We start from the raw sequence: 11,619 nt of genomic DNA, 5'->3' as shown, positions 1-11,619 counted from the left end.
TGGAGGACAGTTATGGCAATACTTCCAATTGTAATGCACCCAAATGCCATTCTCGAAAAAGAGTGTGAGAAGGTAACGGATTTTGATAAAAAACTAAAGAAATTACTTGCAAATATGTATGACACAATGCTTGAGGCTGATGGAGTGGGACTTGCTGCCCCCCAGGTGGGAATCGACCTGCAAGTAGCCGTCGTCGACATCGGGGATGATTCAGGAACAATCGAATTGATCAACCCGGAAATCATAGAGTCGAACGGATCTCAAACGGACCTGGAAGGATGTCTCAGTTTCCCTGGTCTATATGGTGAAGTGACCCGTCCATACTCCATCAAGGTGCGTACACAAGATCGAAAAGGAAGAACGGTTGAATTTCAAGCCGAAGACTTTATGGCAAGGGCGATTCAACATGAAATCGATCACCTTCACGGCATTTTATTTACATCCAAAGTAGAGAAATATATCACAGAAGAAGAATTAGAAGGGTATGAAGCTTAATGACAAAAGTGATTTTTATGGGAACACCGGATTTCTCGGTTCCTGTTCTTCAATCATTAATAGATGAAAAATATGACGTGATCGCGGTTGTGACTCAACCCGACCGCCCTGTGGGAAGAAAGAGGATCCTCACCCCGCCGCCTGTTAAAGTGGCAGCTGAAAAGCATGGTATCCCGGTTTATCAGCCCGAAAAGATTAAGAATGAAGATGAGTTAAACCAGGTGCTTGCTTTAAAGCCTGATCTTATTGTGACCGCTGCGTTCGGGCAAATCCTTCCCAATGCTCTCCTTGAGGCACCGAAATATGGTTGCATCAATGTACATGCCTCACTTCTTCCGGAATTGAGAGGCGGTGCGCCTATTCATTATTCAATCCTACAAGGTAAAGAGAAGACGGGAATCACCATCATGTATATGGTGGAAAAACTGGATGCAGGAGACATCATCAGTCAAGTGGAAGTAGATATTGATGAACGGGATCATGTGGGGACCTTGCATGACAAATTAAGCGTTGCGGGTGCCAAACTGTTGATTGATACGATTCCGCAATTGTTGGAAGGGAAAATATCCCCAGTGAAACAAGATGATTCTAAAGCCACTTTTGCACGCAATATCAAACGCGAACAAGAGAAAATAGATTGGAAGAATGACGGAGAGCAAATCTACAACCATATCAGGGGTCTTCACCCTTGGCCGGTTGCTTACACCACTTTGGAAGGATCGGTCATGAAAATATGGTGGGGAGAGAAAGTAAGCGGGGTCACTTCTTCACCTGGCGAAATCATCAGGGTGGAAGAGGATGGTTTCATCATTTCAACCGGGAATTCAACGGGCATCAAAATTACCGATTTACAGCCTTCAGGTAAGAAAAGAATGAGTGCAAAGGACTACCTCCGAGGAGCAGGAGCTCATTTAAAAACCGGCATGATGTTAGGAGATAACGATGAGTAAACGAAATAAAACCGTTCGCGAAGCAGCGCTAGATGTTATCATAGCGGTTGATAAAAATCAATCGTATAGTAATTTGCTGCTTCATTCCGTCATTGAAAAAAATGAACTGCCACAGAAGGATATTGGTTTATTGACGGAGCTGACATATGGAACCATTCAACGAAAAATGACCCTTGATTTCTATTTGGCCCCATTCATTAAAGGGAAGCTCGATGATTGGGTGCGTCAATTGTTACGATTATCCCTCTACCAACTTGTGTATCTTGACAGAATACCGGATCGTGCCGTCTTCTATGAAGCGGTGGAAATCGCCAAAAAGAGAGGGCATAAAGGAATCTCAGGATTAGTAAATGGGGTGCTGAGATCCGTGCAGCGAAAAGGTCTACCCTCTCTTGATTCCATAAAGGATCCAGTTGAACGAGTGGCAATCGAGACGAGTCATCCATATTGGCTTGTGAAGAGATGGGAAGAACAATTCGGTTTGGAGAAAACGAAAGAAATGTGCGAAACCAATTTAATCGCACCAAACCAAACGGCACGTGTGAATACGACTAAAATCAGTCGTGAAGAGCTCGTACAGCAGCTGTTGGAAAACGGGACTGAAGTGAAAGAAAGTCCGATCGTACCTGAAGGGATTCAATCAATCAGAGGGAATCTTGCAAAAACAGAAAGCTATCTCAATGGTCAATGCAGTATACAGGATGAAAGTTCGATGCTCGTTTCATATGCATTAAAGCTTGAAAAAGGGATGAAGGTATTAGATGCATGCGCAGCCCCAGGCGGGAAAACAACTCATATTGCAGAGAAGCTTTCAGGGACGGGTGAAGTGCACGCACTTGATCTGCATAAGCATAAAGTGAAATTGATCGACGACAATGCATCGAGGCTTGGATTAACCAACGTGATAACGGCAGCCCTTGATAGTCGGAAAGCTGGAGAGAAGTTTGATCATGATAGCTTCGACCGGATTTTAGTCGATGCACCATGCTCGGGACTTGGTGTGCTTAGAAGAAAACCAGATATCAAATACGTCAAAAGAGAATCGGACCTCCACTCTCTACAAAAGATTCAACTGGACATCCTTTCTGCAGTAGCCCCATTACTGAAAAAAGATGGGTTATTAGTTTATAGCACATGTACCGTGGATCGAAATGAGAATGAAGGCACTGTGTCGTCATTCCTTAGCGATCATCCTGAGTTTGAGCCACATCCCTTGGATCAGCTCCCAGAGCCGATAACACCATTCATTGAAGGGAACCAGCTCCAGGTTTTCCCTCAAGATTTCGGCGGGGACGGATTTTTTATTTCCTGTTTCAGGAAAAAGGATTGAGTCGGATTACATCAAAGATTGAAAGTAAAGCAGGAAAATCCACTATTAAAGTCGTAAAAGTACAACAGACCTTAAAGAATCGAATCCTTGAATTCCCGTTACCACTATTACGGGGATCAAGTCGTTCTTATGTGAAGGATGCTCCATCTGTAATAAACAGAAGGGCATAAGAAGAGAAGAGGTGACCTAAGTGAAGACGGTTTATTTTACGGACAAAGGGAAAGTGCGCCAGTTAAATGAAGATAGTGCCGGCGTATTCGTGAATCATCATGGAGATCATTTAGCTGTTGTAGCAGATGGGATGGGCGGCCACAGAGCGGGTGACGTTGCAAGCGAGCTGACCATATCCATCCTGAAGGACTTATGGGAGAAAACTGAGAAATTTCACACCGCTGATGAAGCTGAAAATTGGTTAAAATCAACTATTAACGAAGTAAACAAAGAAGTATATACTTATTCACAATCCAATTCTGAGTGCGAGGGGATGGGGACGACACTCGTCGGAGCCATTTGCACCTCTTTATTCGCGTCAATCGTGAATATTGGTGACAGCAGAGGCTATATCCTGAACGAAAATGGATTTCACCAACTGACAGAAGATCATACCCTGGTGAATGAATTAGTCAGAAGTGGAGAAATCTCGAAGGAAGATGCAGAGCATCATCCAAGAAAAAATGTGATACTTAGAGCGATCGGAACGGAAGCTTCGATTACGATGGATATTAAAACGATTATGTTTGAAGAGGAAGATGTCATTCTTCTATGCTCGGATGGTCTATCTAATAAAGTCTCTGAAAAAGAAATGAAAGAAGTATTAGAGCAGGATCGCTCTCTTCAAAATAAAGGGGAGTCGCTCGTTCATTTAGCCAATGAATATGGCGGTGAAGATAATATTACCGTAGTAATTGTCGAGTTTGCCGCTGAAACGGAAAGCGGGTGATAACATGATGGAAGGTAAGCGCATCAGTGGGCGTTACAGAATTATTAAACTGATCGGTGGCGGTGGGATGGCCAACGTCTATTTAGCACACGATGTGATTCTAGATCGTGAAGTGGCCATCAAAATGCTCCGGATCGACTTTGCCAATGAAGAGGAATTCATTAAACGTTTCCAACGGGAGGCCCAATCTGCTACCAGCCTTGCTCACCCGAATATTGTGAGCATCTATGATGTAGGCGAAGAGGACGACCTTTATTATATCGTCATGGAATATGTTCATGGCATGACGTTAAAGCAATACATACAGCAGTATTCACCGGTTCATGTCGACAAGGCGATCGATATCATGAAGCAGCTGACATTAGCCATGTCCCATGCACATCTTAACCATATTGTTCACCGGGATATCAAGCCACATAATATCCTGTTAGATGAAGATGGAAATGTGAAGATCACGGACTTTGGGATTGCAATGGCCCTCAGTGCAACGAGTATCACTCAAACCAATTCGGTTCTTGGATCCGTCCATTATCTTTCTCCCGAGCAGGCAAGGGGGGGAATGGCGACAAAAAAATCGGATATCTATTCACTAGGTATCGTCATGTTTGAATTGTTGACGGGCAGGCTGCCATTCTCTGGTGAATCGGCCGTCTCGATTGCCTTAAAGCATTTGCAATCTGAAACACCATCTTTAAAAAGATGGAATCCCGATATCCCTCAAAGTGTAGAGAATATTGTGTTGAAAGCCACTGCCAAGGACCCGTTCAGACGATATGAAAGCCTGGAGGAAATGGACGAGGACCTGACATCAGCACTCGATCCCGATCGAATGGATGAACCCAAATTCGCAGTGCCGCTTGATGATGAAGCGACAAAAGCGATTCCGGTCATCACGGATCAAAAGGCATATTCTAATCTGGATGATACGATCGTCCATCAAACCAATACCGATATCGTGCAAACCAAGCCAACGGTCCCGGTAAAGGAAGATAAGAAAAAAGCAAAGAAGAAAGATAAAGGCAAAAAAGCAAAGAAGGACAAACGTAAAAGAAAATGGCCGATCATCATCATCAGCTTGTTCTTTTTACTGATTGTGTTGGGTGTTGCCGCATTTACGTTGGTGCCTGGATTATTGGGGCCGAAAGAGATTGAGGTTCCCGATGTGGCGGGTAAAAACACAACTGAAGCCGTTTCAATGATTGTTTCAGAAGGGTTTGTTGTCGGTGAAACTAAGGAGCAGTCAAGCGACACTGTAGACGAAGGTAAAGTAATCAAGACAAATCCTAAAGCCGGCAGAATGGCGAATGAAGGGTCGGAAATTGATATCTATGTCAGTACAGGAAAAGAAAAGGTGGAAGTAGAGGATTATGTCGGCAAGAATTTTGATGAAATTGCATCAGAACTTGAGGATAAAGGTTTTACGATAGAAAAGGAAGAGGAATTTAACGATGATGAACCATCTGGAACCATTACCGATCAAGATCCTTCCCCTGGAGATGAAGTCGTACCTGAAGAGACGACAATAACCTTTACAGTGAGTAAGGGCTCCAAGCCGTTTGATATGGAGAATTTAGAGGGATATTCAAAAGCAGAGCTTAATCAATATGCAGACCTAAAAGGTTTAAAGATTGAACAAAGACCGGAGGAATTCTCCGATACTATTGAAGCTGGGAAAGTAAAATCTCATGATCCATCACCAGGTACCCCAACTTTCCAAGGGGAAACAGTTTATGTAACAATGTCAAAAGGCCCGGAACCACCAAAGGAAGAGGAATTACCTCCTAAAGAAGTCACATTAAAAATTATGGTTCCATATACAAAAGAAGACGGAACTCCGCAGCCAGTTGAAATTTATATTGAAGACAAAGATAGTACCTATGAGGAACCTGATCAACTTGATGGCATTACTAAAGACACCGAGTTTACTCTCTCATTTCAGTTAGAAGATGGTAAGGACGGTAAGTATAAAATATTGAGAGATGGTCAGGAAATTGACTCTGGGACTGCCAAATATCCTAAAGAAGAATAATTTTCACTTTCCAAAGGGCTGTACCCGGGTTTTTCATGAACCTACGGGACAGTCTTCTTAATTTCATTTATAATGGTTATGATACATAATGGAGATAGCTAAATAATTCAGATAAACGCTTTTGAATAGGAGGTTTCGAATGCCTGAAGGAAAAATTGTTAAAGCATTGAGTGGATTTTACTATGTCCTTTCAGAAGGCAGCGTTACGCAATGTCGGGGAAGAGGCAATTTCCGCAAAAATAAAATCACTCCGCTTGTGGGTGATTATGTTGAATTTCAAGCCGAAAATAAAACCGATGGGTATATCTTGAAAGTACATGATCGAAAGAATGAATTGGTACGCCCTCCGATTGCCAACGTCGATCAAGCTATATTAGTCTTTTCAGCAAGTGAACCGGATTTCAGTCCGGCGCTCCTGGACCGTTTCCTTGTGCTGGTGGAGAGCAAGGAAATCGAACCGCTTATCTGCGTGACCAAAATGGACTTGGTGACATCTGCAGAAGCTGAAAAAATTGAACAATATGTGAGCGAGTACCGCTCTTTTGGATATGAAGTTTTGATGACGTCTTCCAAAACAGAGCATGGTCTTGAGGAGCTGACTCCGTATTTAAAAGATAAAATTTCGGTGTTTGCCGGTCAGTCCGGAGTGGGGAAATCGTCTCTTTTGAACGCGTTAAAACCTGAATTGGAACTGAAGACGGCAATGATTTCTTCGCATCTCGGGCGGGGGAAACATACAACACGACACGTGGAACTCATCGATATCGAAGATGGATTAGTGGCGGATACGCCCGGTTTCAGTTCATTGGAGTTTTCAGAGCTTGAAATAGAAGAACTGCCAAGGTGCTTCCCGGAAATGGTGGAAGTATCCGAAGAGTGTAAATTCAGGGGATGCCTTCACATCAATGAGCCTAAATGTGCTGTGAAAGCGGCTGTTGAAGCGGAAGAAATTCCAACATATCGTTACGATCACTATTTAACTTTTCATAAAGAAATCAAAGAAAGAAAGCCGAGGTACTAAATATGAAAATCGCACCATCCATTCTTTCTGCCAATTTTGCAGAGCTGGGCAATGAAATTAAAGATGTGGAAAAAGGGGGAGCGGACTATATTCATGTAGACGTCATGGATGGTCACTTCGTTCCGAACATTACACTTGGACCGATGATCGTGAGTGCAATCAGACCGCTGACGACTTTACCTCTGGATGTTCATTTGATGATCGAAAACCCAAGTCAGTACATTGAAGCGTTTGCCGATGCGGGGGCTGATTATATCACCGTCCATGTAGAAGCAGATCCCCATCTGCACAGGACGATCCAAATGATCAAAAGCAAGGGCGTTAAAGCGGGTGTCGTCCTGAATCCCGGAACCTCTGCAGAATTGATTAAACCGATCCTACAGGATGTCGATATGGTCCTCTTGATGACCGTGAACCCTGGATTTGGCGGGCAATCGTTCATTCCATCCGTTGTACCAAAGATTAAGCAAATCCGCGAGTGGGCGAAAGAAGTAAATCCGTCTCTTGAAATTGAAGTGGACGGGGGCATCAACCCTGAAACGGCAGCTATTTGTGCAGAGGCGGGTGCAGATGTGTTTGTTGCGGGATCTGCCATCTATAATAAGCCCGATCGCAGGGCAGCAATTGAAGAATTGAAGAAAGCACTCGTTTAAATGGCATCAGGCTGACCCTAATGGGGTCAGTCTATTTTTATAAAAAAGGGGAGTGTAGGATATGGAAATCAATCTTGTTGCAGGCGGACCCGGGAGATATATACCTGATTTGAGTGCCTATTCAAGTGAAAATACTAAATGGATTGGTGTGGATCGGGGCGTTTACTATTTAATGGAACAACATATCAATCCATGGGTCGCATTTGGGGATTTTGATTCCGTAAGCTCTACGGAATTGGAGGAAATCAGGGAAACAGTGCAGGAGGTCAATCGATTCCAGCCTGAGAAGGACGAAACGGATCTGGAACTTGCACTCAACTGGACAATTGAACAACGGCCTGAGAAAATCAACATTTTTGGTGCTACTGGCGGACGCCTGGACCACTTTATGGGTAACCTTCAATTATTGATGATGCCAAGCCTTTTAGAAACGGGCATCCCTGTGGAAATCATAGACGTCCAGAATCGATTATACCTTGCGAAATCTGGGGAATATTCCGTCCTGGAAATCCCGGAATACCAATACATTTCCTTTGTTCCTGTTACCGAAAACGTTGAAGGAATCACCCTCTCAGGCTTTAAATATCCATTAAAAAATCGGAATATTTCAAGAGGATCCACACTATGTATTAGTAATGAACTTATACAATCATCTGGTACTTTTTCCTTTTCAAATGGCATATTAATGGTTATAAGAAGCAGTGATTAATGCTTCTATCGACCAGACAGAAAAGAAGATGTACTTAACTGAAACTGCTTGAATAGACTGAACTGTTGTCAAGCGAAACATTACGTTCTTTAGATTGTGGGGAGGGACTAAAAATGCGCTTTTATACAATTAAATTACCGAAATTCCTGGGTGGACTTGTGAGGGCGATGTTGGGAACGTTTAAAAAAGAATAAATGGTTTGTTGGAGATGGCTTGATGCCATCTTCTTTTTTTGACTTTTGATACTGTTCATGTTTATCTTTCAATAAGATGTCCCGCCCAGAAGATCCAGCAAAAAATAAGCGGAGTTTTTCCGGTTATATACAGAGTAAACCTTGAATTAGGGATATTAAGCGGAGTTTTTCCGCTTATAATAGGAAGATCATTCATTTTTGTGCTTATTTGAATTAATAGGCGGAATTTTTCCTTCTATTTCATCTTTTTTAAACAGTAATTTCAAAATAACCGGAATTTTTCCGGCTATTTATTAGCTCTGATGATTAACATGATCTCCCAATCGAGAAGTAGTGCCCCTCTTGAAAATGCGGGCGCCTCCGCTTTTCGATATGTCCAGCTCCAGGAGCTTGAGGCTCGAGGTCATTTCTGAAAAATCCCCAAAGGCAAAAAGCGCCTTCAGGGATTTTCCAGAAATGCTTGTCACCTCAGGGCGAGCCCCTTCCGCTTTTCTGCGATGTCCAGCTCCGGCGGCTAGACCCTCGAGGTCATAAGTCAAATCAACCAAAATGGCAAAGAACGCCATTCCGGTTGATTCACCTTAAGCTTGTCGGGTCTGACCAAGCCGCCTCCGCTTTTATGTCTGTAAAGTATTTTTTCTTGAAAGGTTTAAATTGTAGTATTGCATTATAGAAAGTTGTGTGATAAATTATTAAAGTATCTTTATGATAATAAGCGAAATGTGGAACTGAAATTAACTTCAGCTTCTTGTTAGTGAGGAGGGAATATATTATGGCAAAACAATGCGTAGTAACAGGCCGTAAAGCAAGCTCAGGTAACGCTCGCTCTCACGCAATGAATGCGAACAAGCGTACTTGGGGTGCAAACCTGCAAAAAGTTCGAATTCTTGTAGACGGAAAGCCTAAGAAAGTATGGGTTTCTGCAAGAGCGTTGAAATCTGGTAAAGTAGAACGCGTATAATACTTAAAATGGAAAGGCGCCTGATTCAGGCGTCTTTTTTCATTCTCCCATGATCAAATCAGTCATACGGAAGACATATACTCTTGGAATGAGAATGATTAATCTTTGAATAATAAGGAAAAAATAGAGGGTAAACCCAACAAATGAAGCTTGAGATAATAGTTTAGCTTTCAAAAACAGCATACTTATAGTAAAATGTTTTTAGCCAAGCATGTAATTAAAGGGGGAAAACATTCCATGTCCATCGAATTAAAAACGCAGTACGGACAAATTGATATTACGAATGATGTCATTGCAATGATTGCTGGAGGTGCAGCGGTGGATTGCTACGGAATTGTTGGAATGGCTTCAAAGAACCAAATTAAAGACGGTTTCACAGATATCTTACGTAAAGAAAATTTCACTCGCGGAGTGATTGTTCGTCAAGATGAAGAGGAAGTACATATTGATATGTATATTATTGTGAGTTATGGTACAAAAATTTCTGAGATTGCCCATAATGTACAATCCAAGGTTAAATATACTCTTGATAAGACCGTCGGCTTGGCGGTAGATTCAGTAAATATTTTTGTGCAGGGGGTTCGTGTCACGAACCCGTAGTGAGGAGGAAGATTCGTGTCGATTACATCTTTGGAAGGAAAACGTTTTGCCCAAATGGTGATACAAGGTGCCACTCAATTATCTGCTAACGCGCAGCTGGTTGACGCGCTTAACGTTTTTCCTGTTCCTGATGGTGATACTGGAACAAATATGAATTTATCAATGACTTCTGGAGCGAAGGAAGTCCAGAACCATATTCAAGATCATATCGGAAATGTGGCTACTGCCCTTTCGAAAGGGTTATTAATGGGGGCAAGAGGTAACTCAGGTGTTATCTTATCCCAATTGTTCAGAGGCTTTGGTAAAGCGATTGAAGGGAAAGAATCCTTATCGAGTGCAGAGTTTGCCAACGCACTTCAAACAGGTGTAGAAACGGCTTATAAAGCTGTGATGAAACCTGTAGAAGGAACGATTCTAACGGTTGCGAAAGATGCTGCACGAAAAGGTGTGACGGCAGCTGAAACAGAAACTGATTTCGTTAAGTTGATGCAGGCAATCGTCGATGAAGCACAGGCTTCATTGAATCGTACACCTGATTTACTTCCTGTATTAAAGGAAGTGGGAGTAGTCGATAGTGGTGGACAGGGGCTTCTATTTGTTTACGAAGGTTTCCTAGCAGAGCTCAAAGGTGAAAAAGTATCCAATCAGTCATCACTTCCGTCCATGAATGACCTTGTCAGCGCTGAGCATCACAAAGCTGCCCAGGATTTCATGAGCACTGAAGATATTGAGTTTGGTTATTGCACGGAATTCATGGTCCGATTCGAAGAGGATAAACAATCCTTTGTAGAAGAAGACTTTCGTCAGGATTTGAGTGAATTCGGTGATTCGCTGCTCGTAATAAGTGATGAAGAGTTGGCTAAAGTACATATCCATTCTGAACAACCTGGTGATGTATTAACATATGGTCATCGATATGGAAGTCTCATCAATATCAAGATTGAAAACATGAGACAGCAGCATAGCAGTATTGTAGGGGAGTCTAAACCGGTCAAAGCTCCGGCAAAGACCCAGGAAGTCGACTTTGCCATTGTTACCGTATCAATGGGTGAAGGCATTGCCGAGTTATTCAAGAGTATCGGTGCCACTGCTGTAATTGAAGGCGGACAAACGATGAATCCAAGTACGGAGGATATCGTGAAAGCCGTTGAAGAAGTGAATGCCAAGAAAGTGATCATCATGCCGAATAACAAGAATATCATCATGGCTGCTGAGCAAGCGGCTGAAGTTCTTGAAATGGAAGTAGCTGTCGTTCCGACGAAGACAGTTCCTCAAGGCATGGCGGCATTGCTAGCTTTCAATCCATCTGCTACGGTTGAAGATAACAAGCAGTTGATGACGGAAGCTTCAAAGCAGGTCAAGACTGGTCAAATCACATTTGCTGTCAGAGACACAACGATTGACGGTGTTGCGATTTCAAAGGATGACTTCATGGGAATCTCAGAAGGCAAGATTGTCGTTTCCGATTCTGACCGTCAAAAGTCTTCTAAAAGCTTATTGGAAAAGATGCTGGATGAAGATTCCGAGATCTTAACCATTCTCTATGGTGAGGGTGTAACGGAAAAAGAGGTTGAGTCACTCAGAGATTATGTTGAAGAGCATTATGAAGACGTTGAAGTGGAAGTTCATAATGGTAAACAGCCACTTTACTCCTATATATTCTCAGTTGAATAAGGAATGAAGCGAGGGGGCAGCTCTATAAGAGTTTGTCCCCTTCATCTATGTTAGAATGGTAGT

Annotated in this window: 13 protein-coding genes; 12 read left to right on the top strand and 1 reads right to left on the bottom strand. The window is 42.7% G+C overall.

Annotation, left to right across the window (positions count from 1 at the left end; translation table 11 throughout):
* The first annotated feature begins 12 nt into the window (after positions 1–12).
* The 9 genes from def to spoVM all read left to right on the top strand — a co-directional run bounded on the left by def (position 13) and on the right by spoVM (position 8,321).
* Positions 13–495 (top strand): peptide deformylase, encoded by a 483-nt coding sequence (def, locus tag KYJ26_RS18865; RefSeq protein ID WP_219168963.1) that lies wholly within the window; start codon positions 13–15, stop codon positions 493–495.
* The gene (gene fmt, locus KYJ26_RS18860) at positions 495–1,445 is read left to right on the top strand and encodes a methionyl-tRNA formyltransferase (protein WP_219168961.1); all 951 of its coding nucleotides are present in this window, start codon (positions 495–497) and stop codon (positions 1,443–1,445) included. The genes def and fmt overlap by 1 nt, the downstream gene beginning before the upstream one ends.
* Positions 1,438–2,775: a 16S rRNA (cytosine(967)-C(5))-methyltransferase RsmB gene (rsmB, locus tag KYJ26_RS18855; protein WP_219168959.1), complete on the top strand. Its 1,338-nt coding sequence runs from the start codon at positions 1,438–1,440 to the stop codon at positions 2,773–2,775. Before fmt ends, rsmB begins: the two co-directional genes overlap by 8 nt.
* A gap of 190 nt (positions 2,776–2,965) precedes the next feature.
* Positions 2,966–3,715 (top strand): Stp1/IreP family PP2C-type Ser/Thr phosphatase, encoded by a 750-nt coding sequence (locus KYJ26_RS18850; protein ID WP_219168957.1) that lies wholly within the window; start codon positions 2,966–2,968, stop codon positions 3,713–3,715.
* A gap of 4 nt (positions 3,716–3,719) precedes the next feature.
* Positions 3,720–5,744 carry a Stk1 family PASTA domain-containing Ser/Thr kinase gene (pknB, locus tag KYJ26_RS18845; RefSeq protein WP_219168955.1) on the top strand — a complete coding sequence of 675 codons (2,025 nt, stop codon included), beginning with the start codon at positions 3,720–3,722 and terminating at the stop codon, positions 5,742–5,744.
* Positions 5,745–5,883: 139 nt separating this feature from the next.
* Positions 5,884–6,765 carry a ribosome small subunit-dependent GTPase A gene (rsgA, locus tag KYJ26_RS18840; RefSeq protein WP_219168953.1) on the top strand — a complete coding sequence of 294 codons (882 nt, stop codon included), beginning with the start codon at positions 5,884–5,886 and terminating at the stop codon, positions 6,763–6,765.
* Between the two features lie 2 nt (positions 6,766–6,767).
* Entirely contained in the window at positions 6,768–7,418 is a 651-nt protein-coding gene (gene rpe / locus KYJ26_RS18835; protein ID WP_219168952.1) for a ribulose-phosphate 3-epimerase, read from the top strand.
* A 61-nt stretch (positions 7,419–7,479) separates the two neighbouring features.
* The gene (locus tag KYJ26_RS18830) at positions 7,480–8,127 is read left to right on the top strand and encodes a thiamine diphosphokinase (protein ID WP_219168951.1); all 648 of its coding nucleotides are present in this window, start codon (positions 7,480–7,482) and stop codon (positions 8,125–8,127) included.
* Between the two features lie 113 nt (positions 8,128–8,240).
* Positions 8,241–8,321: a stage V sporulation protein SpoVM gene (gene spoVM, locus KYJ26_RS18825; protein ID WP_032088878.1), complete on the top strand. Its 81-nt coding sequence runs from the start codon at positions 8,241–8,243 to the stop codon at positions 8,319–8,321.
* A gap of 293 nt (positions 8,322–8,614) precedes the next feature.
* Here the strand turns inward: spoVM and KYJ26_RS18820 are convergent, their stop codons facing one another.
* Positions 8,615–8,887, bottom strand: coding sequence for a hypothetical protein (locus KYJ26_RS18820; protein ID WP_219168949.1), 273 nt, complete (start codon positions 8,885–8,887; stop codon positions 8,615–8,617).
* Between the two features lie 206 nt (positions 8,888–9,093).
* Between KYJ26_RS18820 and rpmB the strand changes: the two genes are divergently transcribed.
* The 3 genes from rpmB (at position 9,094) to KYJ26_RS18805 (ending at position 11,556) form a co-directional block, all read left to right on the top strand.
* Positions 9,094–9,282, top strand: coding sequence for a 50S ribosomal protein L28 (rpmB, locus tag KYJ26_RS18815; protein ID WP_034755741.1), 189 nt, complete (start codon positions 9,094–9,096; stop codon positions 9,280–9,282).
* 237 nt (positions 9,283–9,519) lie between these two features.
* Positions 9,520–9,882, top strand: a complete 363-nt coding sequence (locus KYJ26_RS18810) for an Asp23/Gls24 family envelope stress response protein (RefSeq protein ID WP_034755738.1) — start codon at positions 9,520–9,522, stop codon at positions 9,880–9,882.
* A gap of 15 nt (positions 9,883–9,897) precedes the next feature.
* On the top strand, positions 9,898–11,556 hold the full coding sequence (locus tag KYJ26_RS18805; protein WP_219168948.1) for a DAK2 domain-containing protein: 1,659 nt from the start codon (positions 9,898–9,900) through the stop codon (positions 11,554–11,556).
* The last annotated feature ends 63 nt before the right edge of the window (positions 11,557–11,619 follow it).

Origin of the sequence: Rossellomorea orangium (assembly GCF_019334305.1) — a bacterium.
Classification (GTDB): Bacteria; Bacillota; Bacilli; order Bacillales; family Bacillaceae_B; genus Rossellomorea.
This window is presented reverse-complemented; position numbering and strand designations above follow the sequence as displayed.